The following is a 17,965-nucleotide window of genomic DNA, read 5'->3' on the forward strand; positions in this document are numbered from 1 at the left end:
CGCGGAGCGGGGCGATCACCACGCCCAGATGCGCGTGAGCGTTGCCGGCTCGTAGTCGGGCACATCCTGCAGCGCCATGATCTGCTCGGCGCTCCAGTTGGAGATTCCGGTGTCCACCGTCCAGCCGCCGCCGCTCGTCGGCTGCTGGGAGTCGACGGGTGCGTAGCTCAGTTGCGAGTTCTCGACACGGGTGAAGCCCATTCGCCCGACGGGGCCGGCCACGACCGAATCGATGACCCTCACATCCTGGCAGCCGCCGGCGAAGGCGTTCGGATCGCCCTGGTAGTCGCCGGGCTGCAGAGCGTACACGCGCCACGGCAGCTGTCCGCCGAGCACCAGGCAGTGCTGGTACTCCGCGCTGATCAGCCTGTCGTGGAGGAGTTCCGTCGCGTTCGACGACCCGTAGTCGACGCAGTCGACGCTGAGGAAGGGCCCGAAGGGGCCGGTGCCGGTGCCCTCGAGCTGGAGCGTGTCGCAGTGCGCGTCGCTGTCGGCGGGCTTGACCGACGGACCGAACACGCAGCCGTAGCGGCTGATGTTCGACATCTCGAAAGTCTCGGTCGGGCGCAGCGATCCGGTGTCCTCGCTGTTGCGGCGGAAGCCGACGATGAGCTCGTAGAAGGCGATGTCACGCCCGCCACGGGTGATGCTCATCGCGTCGAAACGGCTCCAGCCGATCTGGAACGAGACGCAGCGAGTGAGCACGAACCCCCCGGCCGAGGTGAAACCGAAGAACGACAGACGCGCGCACTGCTCGAACCGCACCCCCACGTCGGCGATCTGCACCGTGCCGTACCCGTCGCGGGGAACGATCAGCACATTGCGGGTCCAGCTCTGGTTTCCCACCTGCGCGAGTGCGGGTCGTGCCGACGACGTCGCGCCCGCTCCCGGGAGGATACCCGGCGCCACGCGGATCACGACGCCGAGTGCGACCTGCTCCGCGCTGAGGGCCTGCACCCGGCGGGCGATGGCGACCCAGTCGCATTCCACTTCGACATCGATCGGTGCCACGTCGCCCGGCCACGGGAGATCATCGGGGAAGTGGGTTCCGTTCGGACCGTACGATGTCTGCCGCTGCGGTCCGGCCACGAACGTCGGTGTCGGTGTCGGTGTCAGCGTCGGCGTGGGGGCAGGTTCCGGAGCACATCCGGTGGTCACGACCGCGGCCAGCGCGAAGAGCGAAGTGCCGATGAAACCACGGCGGCTGAGGGCCGGCGTCACGCGACAGCGCCCGTCGGGCGCTGATCCGGTGCGGCGATACCGCGCGGATGCGAGTGGAACATGTCGTCTCCTGGTGGTCCGTGAACCTCCTATTGGATCACGCTCTTCTCGGATCCGCGCGCGATGCGGCCGTATGTCAGCCGAGCACGGCCTCGAACGCGGCGACGGTCATGGCGACTTCGTCCGCACGTGCAGGGCGGAAATGGTGATCGCCGCCCTCGATGGCGAAGAACTCGGCACGGTTGCCGGTCGCCGCCCACGCCTCGACCGTGTCTCTCGACCATTGCGGATCCGTGGTGTCGTCGGCACTGCCATGGATCATCAGGAGCGGTTCGGTGACGCGATCGAAGTAGCCTCGCGGTGAGACCTCGGCCCAATAGCCCGGATCGGCAGCGGGCGTTCCGCTGAAGTCGAATTCTTCGGCGAGGTCCGGCCGGGCCTCGCGAATCTCGTCGAGGGCCGCGCCCAGATCGGACGGTGCCGCCGAGAGCGCGACGACCAGGTCGGATGCCCCCGGCGCGATCACCGCGGCGTCGAGGACGAGCAGGCCGCCGAGCGAGTGGCCGAGCAGACCGACGCGGTCGGCATCCACTGTGGGTACGTCCCCGGTGCGCAGCGCCTGCAGGCCATTGGCGACGTCCAGCGCCATCGCCCAGTCGAGGGTGGTCACCCAGCCGAAGCCGGGATCGATGCCGAGCGCCGCGGTGTCTGCCGGTGCGGAGTCGGCGTAGCCGCGCAAGTCGAGCGCGAAGACCGCGAATCCGGCGTCGAGCAGACCACGCTGCTCGGGGATCAGGTCGCCGCCCGTTTCGTACGTCTCGGGGTCGGTGCTGCCGTGCACCACCACGACCGCGGGGAAGGGCCCTTCGCCGGCGGGGACGCGCAGCACGCCGGTGACACGGGATCCGCCACTGGAGTAGGCGACCTGCGTCGCCGTCTCTCCGGCAACGGACTCGACCTCATCGAGGTATTCGAGCTGCGGAGACTCGGGCGGCAGGTCGATGAGCGTGCTCAGGGTCTGCGGGCCGACCAGCGTCGGCGTGGCAGGCGTCGTGGGCGCGGGAGTCGCGATCGGTGCCGCAGGGGCGGCGCTGCACGCGCTCAAGGCGATCACGATGCCGATGAGCGGCAGTGCGACCCACCGTGGTGCGATCCGTGTGCGCGACGTGGCCCGGAACATCGGTACCGCCTTCCCCAGTAGGACGGGTGCGCGCCTCGCAGGGCGGCACAGCATCACGCTAGCAACCGAATGTGTCCGGTCGATGACGCCCAGCCGGACGAGCGCCCAGGCTCAGTCCGATGCGCGACGACGCATGACCACGGCCACGACGACGGCGACGCCGGCGAGCACGAGCGCGCCGCCGCCGATCCACAGACTGAGCAGCGACCCGCTGTCGAGCCCGGTCACGGGTAGACCGGAGTCGGTCGTGATGGTCACGGCGGCGGTACCGCCGGCCGACGTTGTCGAGATCGCGGCGATGTTGTACGTCCCGGACGCATCGGAAGGCAGGGTCACGCGGACCGCAGCGAGAGCGCCCTGCGCGTCCGAGGTCGCGCGGCCGTTCGCCGTGGAGACCGCGGTGCGCACCATGCCGATCTCGGCATCGGCACCGCTATTGCCCGTCACGGTGATGGTGACCACCTCTGAAGCCGAGAAGGTCCCCGCCTCGCAGCGGAACGAGAGTGTTTCGCTCGCTGCCGCCGTCGTCGGCGAGACGGTGCATGCTCCGGAGGGCGGGTAGATCGTGCTGGCCGCAGCGGGGGATGCCGTCGCCAGCAGGGCCGCGATGACCACGAATGCCGCAGCCGTCGTCGTCCTGATTCGGTGGTGCATGTGGCCGCCTTATCCCGTGAAGCTCGCCTTGGGTGCGGCGAGGTCGCGTTCCGAGTCGTTCGCGGCCGAGTCGCCCGAACGGTCGCCCTGATCGTAGGCGACCTCGCACTGAGACACAATTTCGCCCGCCGAGGTGATCGTCGGAGTGGCTCGCACGGCCACCGTCGACGCGCCGGGCTGCACCGAGCGTGCGGTCACCGTCACGGTCGAGGACTCTCCAGGGGCGAGGTCGGAGGAGAATCGCAGCACGCGCCGGCCCTCGTGGTAGCCGCCCCCGAATCCGGTGTCGCCCGTGATCGTGGCGTCCAGCAGTTCGAACCCGGTCGGCAGGTAGGCGTACCCGACCGTTCGGGCGACGCCCGGCGTGACGCCGTAGGAGCCGCCCCCGGTGATGTACGTGGGAAGCGACCCGTCACCCGGCGCCTCGTTGGTGAGCGTGGCGGTGAGCGTGGCAGTCCCCGAGACGGCGCCCGAGGCATCCGACGTGCAGTCGTCCCAGACGACCGAGACATCGGAGCGGACGTAGTAGTCCATCTTGGATCCGGTGCCGTCGTTCAGGTAGAGACCGAACCGCGACTCCTCGGCATCCGATTCCGGCAGGCCGCCGGCCAGGGTCGTCTCGGCGAGGAGAGCCTGCTCATCCTCGTGCGCGCTCCACAGGAGGAGGCGGCTCTCGTCGCCCGCTCGCGCGAAGGCATCCAGCAGAGCGGTGGGGTTCGCGCCACCGCGGGAGAGCGCATCGAAGATGCCGACGGCGGCCGACGCGAAGAAGGCGTCCTGATCGTGGTAATCCGGGTAGCGGATGTAGACCTCGTTGAGCAGCAGCGGAACCGCGTTCTCGGCCGTGAGCACCTCTCCGGTGTCGAGGGTCACCGGACCGGTGGCGGCGAGAAGGTACGACAGCGCGACCGGGTCGATCGCGATCACGCCGTCGAGTGAGCCGCCGCGCTCTCGCACCCACATCTCGCGTGCGAGCGCGCCGGAGAGCGCGAAATCGGGAGACTGCGTCACGTTGTGCATCCACCGACCGGGGTGCGTTCCGAAGATCGCCTCGACCTCGGGGTCGAGGGCGAGAACGGGCTCGTCGTAACGGGGAAACTCCGACGCCTCGCCCTGCGCGACGAGCGAGATTCCTCCCTGATCGGCGTGGACCAGCGCCATCGCACCGGGGATCCCACCCAGCGAACGCCACTCGGCGTTGTTCTGGAAGAGGACGAGGTAGTCTCTCGGCCCGTCGGCACCCAGCATGGCGGGCAGCAGCCGGCTCGTCCGCGCGAGCGCGGAGGCCGTGGCCTCGGTCTCGTCGAGGAGCGTGCCGACCTCTTCCACCGCGGTGCGAACCGGACCGACGAGGGGTGGGATGTCGATGGCGCCGACCGAGTTCGCGGCCCGTCCGATGGCCGCGGCGCCGGTGGAGGCGGCATCCTGCACGGCGGTGAAGACAGTGACGTCGATACGGCCGTCCTGCACGCGTGTCGCATCGGGCGGGAGCGCGGCGGCAGCTTCCGCGAGGGGCGTGAGAGCCGACTGCGCCACCTCGTCGACGGCGGCTGCGACCGTCGCGACCGCGCTCATCTGCGGCCCGATCCATGGCAGGACCTCGACCGCGTTCCACACCGGATCATCGGTGAGGGCGTGCGCGGCGGCGGTGTCGTCGGTGAGGGCGGGGATGCCGGTGGCTACCGCTGCCGGATCGGCGAGGGATGCGGACAGAGCGGATGCCGCCGTCTGGGCATCGCGCAGGTGGCCGTAGGCGAGCACCGCGCGGACCCCGACCCAGGCGGCCGCGGCCACCAGCAGGATCAGGACGGCCGCGAGGACCCACGCGAAGACGCGGCCGACGCTCTTGGCGGTGGGGCTGGTCGCGGAGGTAGACACTGCTCCACCCTAAGCCGAGGTCCCGGCTCCCACCGATTCCGTGCGGGACATCACCAGGTCCAGATGCCGGCGAGCGTGTCGGTCTCATAGTCGGGGATCGACTGGCGCGACATGATGTCGGCCTTCGTCCAGCGCGCGACGGACGTGTCGACGTCCCACGTACCCGACACGCGCGGCTCCTGCGAGGCCTGCGGCTGGTAGCTCAGAGTCGTGCCCTCGACGCGGGTGAAGCCCATGCTGCCGATCGGGCCGGCGATGATCGAGTCGTAGGCGCGGACGTCCTGGCATCCGCCCGCGAAGGCGTTCGGCGTGCCCTCGTAATCTCCCGGGCGCAGCGGGAAGACCAGCCAGGGAAGTTCCTCGCCGAGCACCATGCAGTGGCGGAACTCGGCGAGGGTGACCTGCGTGTGCAGCAGCAGCGCGGCGTTCGATGACCCGTAGTCGACGCAGTCGACGCTGGTGAACGGACCGAAGGTGCCGGTGCCGGTGCCCTCGAGCTGCATGGTGTCGCAGTGCGCGCCGCTGTCCGCCGCCTTCACCGAGGGGCCGAACACGCAGCCGTACCGGGAGATCCCCGTCATCGCGTACTGCTCGGTCGGTCGGATGCCGACCGTGTCTTCATCGTTGTACCGGAAGCCGAGAACGAGCTCGTAGAACGCCAGGTCGGTGCCGCCGCGGGTGATGTTGGCCGCGTCGAAACGGCTCCATCCGATCTGGATGGACGCGCATTGGGTCAGCGCGAACGCCTCCGGGCTGACGAAGCCGAACAACGCGAGCCACGAGCACTTGTCGAGGCGGATGCCCGCCGAGATCGTGACCGAGCCGACGCCGTCGCGGGGGCAGATCGCCACATGACGCGTCCACGCCCCGTCTCCCGCGTTCGCGAGCACCGCCTCCGAGGAAGAGTTCGCGCCTCCGCCGGGGAGGGTCCCGGGCTTCACCCGCAGCACGACGCCGTCTGCGACCTGAGTCGCCGACAGTGCGGTGATGGCCTCTGCGATCGCGGTCCAGTCGCAGTCCACGATGAGGTCGGTCGCCGCTGCCGCGCCGAGCCACGGGGTCTGCTCCGGATAGTGCGTGCCGTTCGGCCCGAACGAGGTCTGCGGGACGGGCCGCCCGTCGGCGGCAGGGGGAGCCGTGGCGGGTGGAGCCTCGGGCGTCGCGGTCGCGGCGGTGGAAGACGGAGGAGAGGCGACTGCCGGGCGGCGCTGGGGGGCGCACCCTGCGGTCACCACGGCGGTCAGGAGCAGGCCGCCGACCAGGAATCCTCGTCTATCGACCTCGTGGGCCATTGAGCTCCATCCGGGGCCTGAGGTCGAACGGCGGTGGAACGGTCGTGCGCACGCTGCGAGAACTCGCATCGAGCAGATCCTGCGCGCTCAGCGAGTCGACCGAACGCGCCGTGGCCAGTTCGCGGGTATCGAGTTCCCTCGCCACCTGCAGCTGGTGGTCGTCGATGTGCTCGCCGTGCGCGGCGTCGCGGGCGACCATGATCGGGTGCTTGCCGAGTCCGAGCGCGGTGAGTGCTCCGCCCACACCGGCATGCGTGATGACCACGTCGGCGTCTCGGATGGCGTCCTTGAGTTCGGCGTGCGGCAGGCTCACGACTCCCTCGATCCCGAGATGCGTCACGTCGGCGTCGCCGGTCTGGTAGAGCACGCGGTCGTATCCCGCCAGGAGCGGAACGACCTTCTCGAAGAGCCGGGTGAACGGGTAGCCCTCCTGTGTGCCCACGCTGACCACGGCGGTGCGCGGCGTCTTGGGAACGATCTCGCCCGGGGCGAACTCGTCGAAGACGGAGCCGCGGTACTGCCAACGGTCGTCGGCCCATGCCGGGTACTGGCAGAACGTCTGGATGCGTCGGAAGCGCGAGATGATCTTGCCCGTCATCGAGGGTCCGTCCGCCCGCGCGGCACTCTCGATGTAGAAGCTGGGGATGCCCTTGCGAGCCGCCAGCGGAAGGAAGGCGACCGCAGGACTCGATCCCGTGCTGATCACCTCGTCGAAGGTGTTCTCGGCGAGGACCCGTCGCGCCAGCGGCACGAGTCTCGCGAAGTTGCGCAGGTCACGCGGTGCGGTGAACGGCGCCCAGATCACGCGCCGTCCCTCGAGCAGCGACTCGCTGAGCCCGTTGCGGAACGTCACCCAGACCTGACGCTCCGGTGCGATACCCATTCTCTCGGTGAATCCGGCGAGTTGCCGGAGGTGTCCGCCTCCAGAGCAGACGAGCAGTACATCCCCATGCACGATTGTCCCCAGTCTCGTGTTCTGCGCCGGACCCACTCCGACGCCCCCTTGGTCAGTCCCCTGCTCCGCCTTTCAGCAGGCTCAGGATCTTGCGGTGCCGGCTCGGCCACGCGTTCTCTGCGACGAATGCGCGCCGCTGCGCCTCGGGCTGGATGCCCGAGGCGAGGACGTCGTCGACGAGGTCTGTGAAATCAGCCACCGTGGTGGCCAGGTGCACGCGGTCGCCCAGCCCGTGCACGGGCAGCAGATCGGTCGCCAGCACCGGCCGGCCCGCTGCGAGGTACTCGTACACCTTGAGCGGGCTCATCGCCTCGGTCAGCGGTGTACGGCGGTGCGCGAGGAGCGTGAGCTCGGCGTTGCGCAGCACCGCGACGACCTCGGCCCGCCCGACCTCGCCGCGGATGTGCACGTTCGCGAGCGCGCGGATCCCGGCGATGTACTTCGGGTCCGGGGCCGGGCCGATCAGCACGATGTGCAGATCGGGGCGGGCCGTGGCCAGGGTGCGGAGCCCGTCGATGTCGAGCCGGGAATCGAGCGTGCCGACGTACACGGCACGAGGCCCGGGGATGCGCGCGAACCAGTCCGGCGGGGTGGGCTCCGAGCCCAGCCACTCTGCGGGCTCGATGCCGTTCGGGACGACCGCGTGCGGGCCCCTCGGTGCGATGCGGTCGATGATCTCCTGCGACACGGCCGCGACGGCGTGGCCGCGATCGGCGATCCGCCGGTACGCCTCGCGGTAGGCGGGCCAGTAGCGGCGTCGTGCCGGCGAACTCAGCCAGTCGTCGCGTGCGTAGTACAGCGCGCCGTCGGTCCAGTCCAGATCGGCGAATCCGGCGACGAGCGGATTGGCCGTGATGAACGCGGGATGCTGCAGCCCGGCCGCATCGGCGCGGGACCGGATCGCGGACTCGTACTGTCGGTAGGTCTGCTCGACGGCGGTGATGTCTTCGGGATCGGTGCGTTCGAAGCGGAGAGGACTCACCAGGGTGAGGCGCTCGGTCTCTCGTGGGCGGTGCCGGCGGTCGATGATCGCGCGCGCCCAGTTCGTCGTCCACGAGCGATACGGGTCGGCCACGACCAGGCGACGCACGTCCGGGTGGGTCATGAGCGTCGAGACCAGGCGGTCCGGCGGGCGCATCATGCCGCGCTTGCGCGCGTCCGCGAACGATTCGTAGGAGAACGTGAAGACGTAGTCCGACATCGCGTCGGCGGCCCTTTCGGCGGATGCGTGGGTGTGATCGGCGAGTGTCACGCCAGCTCCCTCAGGACTCGAGCCGGCACGCCGGCGGCAACGGTGCGCGGAGGCACATCGTCGCGGACGACGCTGTTCGCGCCGATCACGCTCCCATGGCCGATCGTGACGCCCGGAAGTACGACGACGTTCTGGCCGAGCCACGCGCCTCGCTCGATCAGCACGGGCGCCACGCGGTCGATCGGCTGGTCGCGCACCGCGACGTCGGGTGAGGCGAAGCCGTGCGAGTGATCCGAGATGTAGCAGCCGCGGGCTATGGCCACCGCTTCTTCGATCTCGACGCGTGCGACGGCCGAGATCGATGTGCTGTTCATTCGGACGCGGTCGTGCAGCACGATGTTGGGCCCCTCCAGGTGCTGTTCCGGGACGATGAGCCACGAACCGGCGCCGATGAGCACCTTCGCGCCGACGCTCATGTGCTGGGCGCCCGACAGTCGCGTCGGCAGCAGGATGCGCGAGCCCTCGCCGAACGCGGCGAATCCGGGCGCAGCGAGCTTGCTGAAGACGAGGTCGCGCAGGCGCTGGGCGCCGATGAGCATGTCGAGGGTGTTCACGCCGGGTTCTCGATTCGTCCGGGTCGGGATGCGTCGTGGCCGGGGGGCGTCGCGGACGGATCCGGGACGGACGCGAAGGCCTCGATCGCAGGATCGGGCCGACGCCCGCCGAGCACGTCGAGGGTCAGGGTGGCGAGGCGGCGGATGTAGTCCGACTCTGTGAGCCCGTGGTCGGCGGCGAGATCCGGGCTGCTCGTCGATGCCCCGGGCTCGACCGCGCGCTGGAGGGCCTCGGCGAACGCATCCGCGTCGCCCGGAGCCACGAACGTCGCGGCACTGCCGGCCAGGTACTCCTCGATGCCGCCCGCGCGCGACGACACGATCGGCAGACCCGCCGACACCGCTTCGATGGCGACGGTGCAACCGGACGCATGCAGGTTCGGTGTGAGGGGGATCGCCACGGCGGTCGCGCCCGCGTAGGCGTTCTCGATGATGTCGCGCTGGGTGGTCGAGCGCACCTGCACGTTCACCGGCCAGTCCAGGGCACGAACCTCTTCGGAGAGAGAGACGACGTCGAAGTCGACCCCGGGCATGCGGCGGGACACCTCGAGCAGGAGCGGCCAATCGCGGTGTCGGTCGTTGCCCACGGTCAAGACCACCGGAGGGGTGGGCGCCACGCGGTCTGCCGGCGCCGGTGTCGCGGTGTGTGTGCCGAAGGGCACGCGCACCACGGTGCGACCGGACAATGCGCGGCGCGAGGCAGCGCGGTTCTCGCGGCTGAGCACGATCTCGACGGCGTGCGCGCGCAGCAGACGGCCGAGAATGCGCCGGCGCAGGCCCGAGAAGCTGTGCCACTGGTCCCAGAGCCAGACCGACTGCGCGATGCTCGCCGCCTGATAGCGCTTCGGAGACAGCACCTTCAGCAGCGCGACGGCGAGATGCTCCCTCTCGGTGTGCGTCCAGACGGCGTCGGCACTCTGGATGATCCGGCGGTTCCGCCAGACATGGACCAGATCGAAGCCGAGCGCCCGGCGCAGGGTCATCCGCAGCGTGTGCGTCATCTTCCCCTCAGGGTGATCGGCGGACCAGTCCACGGTGAACCACTCGTTGGCGAGGTCGTAGGCATAAGGCGTGCGATCGACGACTTCGCCGCGCTCGTGGCGCAGGCTCCACGACTGCGGATTCAAGCCGTATCTGAGTACGACTGCGATGCGCGGGTTCCCCATCCGCACTCCCCATCTGCTGTCTGCTCGACGATAGACCGACGAAATGGGGACATGAGCCGCCGTAACGCGATCGTTTCACGGTGTAATCACGCTGTTCACGCGCAGCGGCTCCGGGACGGCTGCCCCGGCGGGTGGCTCTTCACCCGACTGCGCGAGACACCGATGGCCCACTCCCCGGATCGCCCCAGCGGTCCGGTCGGCCTCACGCTACCAGACCTCGAACTCTCATCGGGATCTCATCGAGATCTCGCACTCCGCCGCAGTGGGGAGCTCTAGCATTGCCTCATGTTCGCCAGCCTCATTGAAGAGGTGACCGGCGTCGCGGTGCTCCTGGCGTTGACGGCTGTCCTCTCGTTCCTCGCATACACCATCGTCATGGCACGCGCCGAAAGGCTCCGTCGCCTCCATTCCTCGAGCGCGTCCGGTGCAGCGGTTCAGCCGGCCCGGGTCCGTTCGACGTCCGCGACCGTCGCATCCCGCTCCGGCGGCGGCTCCTGGGCGGAGTACGAGTAGTACGCGTCGTTGCGCCCGTGCCGGCGCGGTGCCTTGTTGAGCACGACGCCGAGTACCCGGCCATGCACCTTCTCGAGGTTGTGCAGCGATTTCTGCAGCGTCTCGATGGTGGTGCGACCCGACGACACGATGACGAGTGCTCCGTCGCACGCCGCGGTCAGCACCGCGGCGTCGCTGACGAGCAGGGTGGGCGGCGAATCGATGATGACGAGTCCGTGCGTGGTCAGCGTCGTGATGAGATCCCGCATGCGCTGTGATCCGAGCACCTCGCTGGGGTTCGGAGGGATGCGTCCCGCCGTCAGAACCAGCAGATTCCGGGATTCGCCGATGGTGTACGCCACATCCTGGATGGCCGCCGTGCCGGTGAGAACGTCGGTGAGCCCCGCTCCCTCGGGGAGGCGGAACAGCGACGCCATCGTCGGCCGGCGGAGGTCGGCATCGACGAGGGCGACCCGCTCGCCGGCGGCGGCCAGGCTCATGGCCAGGTTCGCCGCCGTCGTCGATTTGCCGTCTCCGGCGAAGGGGCTGGTGACCACGATCGATCGCGGCGGATGGTCGACATCCATGAACTGCAGGTTCGCACGGAGCTCCCGCAGCGCCTCGGTCAGCGCGAAGCGCTGCGGTGCGGTCTGCTGGGTCGAGAACGAGAGCACTTCGCGGCGGGTGTCGAGCCCGCGTTCGAGGGGAAGCGTGCCGACGACGGATGCGCCGGTCTCGCGCTCGATGTCGTCCGCGTTGCGGATGCGCCGATCGAGCACGCTTCGGATCACGGCGTAGCCCACGCCGAGGGCGAGCCCGATGACTCCGCCCAGTGCGACGTTGAGCATCAGGTTCGGTGACGACGGCGAGGAAGGCAGTCGCGCCGAGTCGCCCGGGACGAGGGTGACGGGTGCGGAGCCGGGCGTCCCATCGCCTTCGATCTCGTCGATCGCCGCCGTCATGCCGCGGATCCATGCTTCGGCGAGGTCGCGGGCGGACTCGGGTGAGCTCGCGGTAGCCGAGACGTGGATCACGACGGTGTCGAGCGGGTTGGCCACGCTGACCTTCGTGACGAGCGCCTCGGGGGTGGTCGCGAGACTCAGCTCGTCGATCGCGGACTCGGCGACCACGCGCCACGAGCCGATGTCGAGGTAGGACGTGACCTTGCTGCGGGCGAGCTGGTCGCCCACGAGCGAGGAGCCCGCCTCTCCGGCGGCGAGGTCGCTGGCCGTCACGTAGCCGCTCGCTGTCGCGGTGTAGACACGGGGCTGCAGAATCGTCCAGCCCAGCGCCACGCCGAGCCCCAGGAGGGTGAACAGGACGATGCCGATCCAGTGCGCGCGCAGCAGGTGCAGGTACTCACGGAGTTCCAACGGGTCCCCCTCGCGTCGTGGCGTCGGCATCGGGCGTCACGCACGCCGATGCCACGTACACTAACGGCCTGTGCGGTCCTCGTTCGTGATCGACGCTCTCGGAGCGCGGATGCCGCGCTGGGCATCGAGGGGATGATCGTGGTGGTGCCGGGGTGGAGTATCCGCGACGACGTCGCCTGGACCGACGACAGCGAACGAGTCGTCGCCCTGTCGCTCGCGCGCTGGCGGGACTGCCGGCCGGTCGCGATCGAGGGAACCGGCGCCGTCGTCTGGCGCGCGATCGCAGGCCGGCCGGGGATCGAGCTCGAGGTCCTTGCTCGTGAGATGGCCGCAGCCCACGACCACGACATCGGCGAGGTCCGCTCCGACCTGTCGAACCTGCTGCAGACGCTGCGGCGAGAGGTGCTGGTCCAGGCGGAGTGACGCGTCAGAACGTGCGGCGCAGCACGCGCAGCGAGCGGGGGAGCGACCGCAGGCCGCGACCGACGCGCGCCGCTCGCGCACGCAGCTTCGGCCAGACGGCGTCGCGCAGGTCCGGGTGATCGAGCAGCAGGTCGTGGTCGCTCGGCCAGACGGCGCGAAAGGCGATCGGCGGCCGGTCGCGCCATCGGGCGGCGCGGAGGGTCGTGAGCCAGAAGTAGGACGCTTCGCTTCGCGCCGCGACACGGCCGCGCCATAGCTGCAGCGCTGCGGGATCCGGTGGCGGGGCCGCGGGAGCGTCGACGCCCAGCCGGGGCAGCACGTCTTCGAGCGTCGCCGCGCAGCCCGTGTCGACGGCGAGGACCGCGGCATCCCTCCGCTCGTCCTCCGTGAGGGCGGCGATCTCGATGAGACGATCCAGTTCGCGCTGATGACGCGGGTCCCGGTGACCGCCTCGCAGGCTGTGCAGGGCGAGGATCAGGGCTGCCGCCACCCGGTCGGGGGTGGCGCACGTGCGGTGCGCCGCCGGGAAGGTCGCCCGACGCTCCCAGAGCGTGTCGAAGACGTGCTGAGGGTCGGCGAGGAAGCCGGGGAAATAGGCGTGCACGTCGAGATCGCACGGCCAGTCGGGATGGGCGAGCGCGTGGGAATGGAGCGTGAACCTGCGGCTGGCGTACGAGCTCGGCCGTTCGCGCCATCCGGCCGAGGCGACGGCGGCGAGGTAGTCGTCCAGGCGCGAGGGGTCGACGAGAACGTCGACGTCGGCGGATTGTCGCGCGTCGCGAAGTCCGTGGTGGGCCAGGCTCGCGCCCTTGACGGACAGTACGCGGATGCCGCGCTCGGATGCCACGTGGTGCGCCCACACATGCGCCAGCTCGACGGAATCGCCGAGTCCGAGGGCGACGGTGCGCGGGTTCACGAGATCAGCGTAGGGCCGGCCGTGCGACGTCTGCGCCCGATAGCGCCGCGTCTTCCCCGGGAACGCGCGTGGCGTCCTCTATTGTGCCCAGCGGGGGAACCACCGAGCGGGGGCTCGCATTATGGAGTTGTCGGACATCCGGATCGATAGGCGCACCGTCATCAAGGGCGGTGCGTGGGCGGTGCCGGTGGTCGCGTCGGCGATCGCGGTTCCCGCCGCGCAGACCTCGCCGGCGGAGCCGCCGACCGTGACGGCACGCCCCGACACGGTGAACGGGTTCGCCGCTCTCACGGTCGAATCGACCCAGAGCGGGCGGCCCATCCCGGCAGGCGTGTACATCTTCACCGCGAGCTCCGGGCTCGTGCCCTCCGCGGATGTCTTCCGGGTCGAGCCCGACCTCGGCGTCAGCGTGCAGCCGGCGACGGCCGCGAATGCCTTCGCGACGGTGACCCTGCTCGAGGGGCATGTCGTGTCCGGCTTCAGCGCCTACATTCTGACGACGGCGCTTCCCGCCGGCACGGATCGCTCCGCCACGCTCACGGTGACGCTGCCCACCGGCTCGGGGGCGACCGTGGCGCTGTTCGAGGGCGTGTCCGTTCCGAGCCCGAGCGGCTTGTTCGGCCCTGACGGCTCGCACTGGCCGGCGCGCACGCCGCGGCCCGACGACACGTTCGGGTCCGTCGTGGAGGTGGATGCCTCGTGGCCCGCCATCGCGCAGGCCATCGCATCGGCGGTCTCGGCCCACCCGGCCGGCAAGGTGAAGATCGCCGTGCGGCCGGGGGCGTTCGCGGTCGGTCGCGGCGCGCAGTCGAGCGACGCCGGCGTCCTGGCGAACGTCGGGGCGACCGGACGACCGTGGCGCGTGCTGGTCGTGCCGCGAGACGGCTGGGGGACCGTGACGGCATCGGGCTCCCTCGACACCGCAGACTCGCAGGGGTACGCCTTCGTCGGGATCGCGGGCATCGCGCTCATGGGATTCGATTTCACTCGTCAGGCCGTGCTGCTGCGCAATTCGACGGATGTCGCGATCGGGTGGTCGACGTTCGGGCAGCTGAACATCACCGCCAACGCGACCATCGATGTGAGCGACATCGAGCTGGTGGAGTGCGTGCTGCCCGACCAGGTGAACTCCGAGACCGACCGGATGGCCTTCCGCATCGCCAACGACTTCTCGATCTCGGGCGTGAGGATGCGCGGCTGCTATGTGGCTCCGGCGTACAAGGCCGGAGGATCCTCGTCCCACTGCGACACGCTGCAGACCAGCCGATCGAGCGGATCGGGCACCCATCGTGACCTCTCCTTCGAAGACACGGTGTTCTTCCAGTCCAGTTCGCAGGTGCTCATGTTCGAGAACACGAGCAGCGTGACGCTCTCGCACGTCGCTGTGCTCGGGGGCCTGCGGGGAACGGACCGGTACCCGCTCGCAGCCGGGCGCCATGTGATGACGGCGGAGAACGCTCTGCATGCGCGCACCGACGATCCCGTCGAGGGCGTCGTGGCGATTCGGAGCACCCTGCTCGGATCGATCACCGCGTGGCGGTTCGCGAGTGTCGACGATACGACGGTGTCGAAGTCGACCTCGGCGCCGGTGGCATCGGGGGCGTTCACCGTGGACGACGACTACGCCGATCGCACGGCCCCGCTCGGCGAGGACTGGTACGCGGCCAACTGTCCGGTTCCCTCGCCCGCACGCCTGCGCGTGATCTGGGCGGGCATCTAGGCGTTCCGCGGGACGATCGCCCGGTTCGCGCCACCGGTGTGGCGTGCTGTCAGCGTGCGTTAACGCCGGCGTCGTCCGCGTTAACGCCGCCGTAGTCGGCATCGGCTACGCTCACGAGCCACGGCAGGGGCTGGGTGGATCCTTCCATGAGTGGTGTTGTTCCTGATCTGGGGGATCAGCGTGAGCAGACTGGCGAAAGACGGCGTTTCGGTGGTGGTGCCGACCTTCAACGAGGGTCCGAACATCGCCGAGCTCGTACGCCGCCTCGACGCGATGCGCGTCGAGGCGGCGATCGGCGAGATCGAGGTGATCTTCGTCGACGACTCGACCGACGACACTCCCGCGGTGATCGCCCGCGTCGCCGCCGGCACGACGCTGCCGGTTCGCGTGCTGCACCGGGATGATCCGCGGGGCGGTCTCGGCGGCGCGGTGGTCGAGGGAATGCGCATGGCTCAGTTCGACTGGTGCCTGGTGATGGACGGCGATCTGCAGCATCCGCCCGAGATCATTCCGACGCTCGTGGAGCGCGCCGCCGCGGGCGACGTCGAGGTCGTCATCGCGTCGCGCTACGTCGACGGGGGCGACGCCGGGGGTTTGGCCAACCGCGTGCGCACCGGGGTGTCGCGTGCATCCACGGCACTGACGCGGGCGATGTTCCCCCGCAAGCTGTATGGCTGCACAGACCCGATGACCGGGTTCTTCCTCGTAGACAGGGCGTCCATCGACCTGGACGGGCTGCAACCGCGCGGGTTCAAGATCCTCCTCGAGATCCTCGCTCGCCGGCAGCAGCGGATCGCAGAAGTGCCGTTCGAGTTCGCCGAGCGCCACGCGGGCGAGTCGAAGGCCAGCTTCGCCCAGGGCATCCGATTCCTCGTTCAGCTCACCATGCTGAGGTTCGGACGGATGTCCGCGTTCGCGATCGTGGGCGGGCTCGGCGCGCTCGCCAACCTCGCGATCATGGCGGGGCTGACGGCGCTCGGGCTCGAGTACCTGTGGGCGGCGATCATTGCCAGCGAGGTGACGATCATCGGAAACTTCCTGCTGCTCGAGTACGTCGTCTTCCGCGACCTGCGAGATTCCTCGGGGCGGATGCGGAGCCGCTTCGTGAAATCGTTCACCTTCAACAACGCGGAGGCGATCGTTCGCATCCCGCTGATCTGGCTGCTCGTCGAAGGGGCCGGGTGGGGAAGCGTCTTCTCCGCAGCGGTGACCCTCGTGCTCGCGTTCGTGGTCCGCTTCGTCTTCCACGCGCTGATCGTGTACCGGCCGGTGACAGACGGTCGCCCCTCGCCGATGCGGGCGAAGACGGGCTCCGCCGTGTCGGGCGCGAAGTTGCGCGATGAGCTGGAGGGCGACGTGCTGTGATCGGGCGCGTGGTGCGCGATCCGGTGTTCGTGATCCTCACCATGGGCTTCGTCGCGCTCGTCGTGCGCGCCTACAGCTGGCTGCAGCCGGGGTCGTTGCTGGCCGAGCGCGAATACGACGACGGAGTCATGTTCGCCGCTTCCGTCGCCACGGTGCACGGCCTGATCCCCTATGCGGACTTCACCTTCCTGCACCCACCGGGCTCGATCGTCCTGCTTGCACCCTTCGCCGTGACGGCGAACGTGTGGACGGATGCGCAAGCGCTCGCCGGTGCGCGTGTCGCGCTGGTGTTCGTCGGCGTCGCGAACACCGTGCTCGTCGGAGTCCTGCTGCGTCCGGCGGGGCGCCTCGCGATCGTGGTGGGCGCCGGCGCTTATGCGGTGTGGTCCAACGCGGTTCGGGCCGAAGAGACCGTCCTGCTCGAGCCGCTCCTCAACCTCTGCCTGCTGGTCGCCTTGACGGCTCTCGCGGCACGCCGTCTCGCGCTCGTGTTCGTCGCGGGAGCGGCGCTCGGACTGGCGCTCACTGTCAAGTACTGGGCGGCCATCGACATCGTGGTCGTCGGCGCCATGGTCGCGGTGCTCTGGGGCTGGCGGGGGATATGGCGACTCCTGGTCGGCGGTGTCGCCGCCGCACTCGTGATCATGCTTCCCTTCTTCGTCCGAGCGCCTGGCGAGATGTGGATGCAGACGGTGCTCGCGCAACTCGGCCGGCCCCCCTCGGTGTCGGGCGCGGGTCCGTCGGTGTGGGGGCGTCACGTGTCGCCGATCGCCGGTCAGAATGCGCTGGATCAACTCGTTCCCGGGCTGGTGTGGGCCGGACTCTTCGTCGCGATCGTGCTCGCCCTGTCGCTGCCCGTCCTCTGGCGCGCGTGGCGGGCACGGCGCGCGCCGTCGCGGTGGCCGGATTCGCTCTGGTGGACGCTGCTGCTGCTCGCGCACTTCGTCGCACTGGTGCTGACGGGCAAGGCCTTCTACTACCACTACGCCTCGTGGATCATCGCGCCGTTGGCGTTGTGCCTGGGAGCTGCGACGCTCGGCATCCATCGGATCCGCGTGCGGCGCACGACCGCGATCGTGGCGGCCGCCGCGATCATCGGAGTCGGAGCGGGGAATCTGCTGCGCCCGACGCTGCCCGGCGGGGCGCCCCGCGAACTCGCGGCCGAGGCATCCTCTTACGAGTGCGTGTGGGGAACCCCCTCGCAGTTGATCGTCGCCGACCGGCTGTCCTCGGGTCTCGAGAACGGATGCGACATCGACATCGACCCCTTCGGAGTGGCGCTCACCGAGTTCCGTGAGGGAGCAGGCAGGGCCGACCTCCCGCAGTGGAACGACCTGTGGGTCGCACATGCGTGGGCTCAGATCACCACGGCGGATGCTGTGGTGATCGGTGTCGCCGACAATGACGAGGCGTTCTTCACGCCGGAGCGAAGAGCCGAGTTCGCCCGCGATTTCTTCCTCGTGTTCGAGGATGGACGTACGGCGCTCTGGGCACGGGACTGACTCTCGACAGAGGCCGTTCGTC

General features: G+C 69.7%; 15 protein-coding genes. 4 read left to right on the top strand and 11 right to left on the bottom strand.

Translation table 11 applies throughout. From position 1 onward, the window contains the following. Positions 1–15 precede the first annotated feature (15 nt). The 10 genes from KEC57_RS17740 to KEC57_RS17785 all read right to left on the bottom strand — a co-directional run bounded on the left by KEC57_RS17740 (position 16) and on the right by KEC57_RS17785 (position 12,017). Positions 16–1,011, bottom strand: a complete 996-nt coding sequence (locus KEC57_RS17740; protein WP_229386034.1) for a hypothetical protein — start codon at positions 1,009–1,011, stop codon at positions 16–18. 346 nt (positions 1,012–1,357) lie between these two features. After that, entirely contained in the window at positions 1,358–2,401 is a 1,044-nt protein-coding gene (locus KEC57_RS17745; RefSeq protein ID WP_229386035.1) for an alpha/beta hydrolase family protein, read from the bottom strand. A gap of 111 nt (positions 2,402–2,512) precedes the next feature. Next, positions 2,513–3,055: an LPXTG cell wall anchor domain-containing protein gene (locus tag KEC57_RS17750; RefSeq protein WP_229386036.1), complete on the bottom strand. Its 543-nt coding sequence runs from the start codon at positions 3,053–3,055 to the stop codon at positions 2,513–2,515. 9 nt (positions 3,056–3,064) lie between these two features. Continuing rightward, entirely contained in the window at positions 3,065–4,933 is a 1,869-nt protein-coding gene (locus tag KEC57_RS17755) for a DUF4012 domain-containing protein (protein ID WP_229386037.1), read from the bottom strand. Positions 4,934–4,983: 50 nt separating this feature from the next. Then, positions 4,984–6,225 (bottom strand): hypothetical protein, encoded by a 1,242-nt coding sequence (locus tag KEC57_RS17760; protein WP_229386038.1) that lies wholly within the window; start codon positions 6,223–6,225, stop codon positions 4,984–4,986. Further along, a complete protein-coding gene (locus KEC57_RS17765) occupies positions 6,206–7,108 on the bottom strand; it encodes a glycosyltransferase (protein ID WP_229386039.1) in 903 nt (300 codons plus the stop codon). Before KEC57_RS17765 ends, KEC57_RS17760 begins: the two co-directional genes overlap by 20 nt. Before the next feature lie 124 nt (positions 7,109–7,232). Continuing rightward, on the bottom strand, positions 7,233–8,432 hold the full coding sequence (locus KEC57_RS17770; protein WP_229386040.1) for a glycosyltransferase: 1,200 nt from the start codon (positions 8,430–8,432) through the stop codon (positions 7,233–7,235). Beyond that, positions 8,429–8,986, bottom strand: coding sequence for an acyltransferase (locus KEC57_RS17775; protein ID WP_229386041.1), 558 nt, complete (start codon positions 8,984–8,986; stop codon positions 8,429–8,431). The genes KEC57_RS17770 and KEC57_RS17775 overlap by 4 nt, the downstream gene beginning before the upstream one ends. Further along, positions 8,983–10,152 carry a glycosyltransferase gene (locus KEC57_RS17780; RefSeq protein WP_229386042.1) on the bottom strand — a complete coding sequence of 390 codons (1,170 nt, stop codon included), beginning with the start codon at positions 10,150–10,152 and terminating at the stop codon, positions 8,983–8,985. Before KEC57_RS17780 ends, KEC57_RS17775 begins: the two co-directional genes overlap by 4 nt. 434 nt (positions 10,153–10,586) lie before the next feature. Beyond that, positions 10,587–12,017, bottom strand: coding sequence for a tyrosine-protein kinase domain-containing protein (locus KEC57_RS17785; RefSeq protein WP_229386043.1), 1,431 nt, complete (start codon positions 12,015–12,017; stop codon positions 10,587–10,589). Between the two features lie 48 nt (positions 12,018–12,065). Here KEC57_RS17785 and KEC57_RS17790 point away from each other — a divergent pair, with 48 nt between their 5' ends. After that, entirely contained in the window at positions 12,066–12,440 is a 375-nt protein-coding gene (locus KEC57_RS17790) for a PqqD family peptide modification chaperone (RefSeq protein WP_229386044.1), read from the top strand. A 4-nt stretch (positions 12,441–12,444) separates the two neighbouring features. Here KEC57_RS17790 and KEC57_RS17795 read toward each other — a convergent pair whose 3' ends face one another. After that, the gene (locus tag KEC57_RS17795; protein ID WP_229386045.1) at positions 12,445–13,356 is read right to left on the bottom strand and encodes a nucleotidyltransferase family protein; all 912 of its coding nucleotides are present in this window, start codon (positions 13,354–13,356) and stop codon (positions 12,445–12,447) included. Positions 13,357–13,477: 121 nt separating this feature from the next. Between KEC57_RS17795 and KEC57_RS17800 the strand changes: the two genes are divergently transcribed. The 3 genes from KEC57_RS17800 to KEC57_RS17810 all read left to right on the top strand — a co-directional run bounded on the left by KEC57_RS17800 (position 13,478) and on the right by KEC57_RS17810 (position 17,943). Further along, positions 13,478–15,076, top strand: coding sequence for a hypothetical protein (locus KEC57_RS17800; protein ID WP_229386046.1), 1,599 nt, complete (start codon positions 13,478–13,480; stop codon positions 15,074–15,076). Positions 15,077–15,256: 180 nt separating this feature from the next. Continuing rightward, positions 15,257–16,441, top strand: a complete 1,185-nt coding sequence (locus KEC57_RS17805; RefSeq protein WP_229386047.1) for a glycosyltransferase — start codon at positions 15,257–15,259, stop codon at positions 16,439–16,441. After that, positions 16,438–17,943, top strand: a complete 1,506-nt coding sequence (locus KEC57_RS17810) for a hypothetical protein (RefSeq protein ID WP_229386048.1) — start codon at positions 16,438–16,440, stop codon at positions 17,941–17,943. Before KEC57_RS17805 ends, KEC57_RS17810 begins: the two co-directional genes overlap by 4 nt. Positions 17,944–17,965 lie beyond the last annotated feature (22 nt).

It is taken from the genome of Microbacterium allomyrinae, assembly GCF_020682705.1.
Classification (GTDB): domain Bacteria; phylum Actinomycetota; class Actinomycetes; order Actinomycetales; family Microbacteriaceae; genus Microbacterium; species Microbacterium allomyrinae.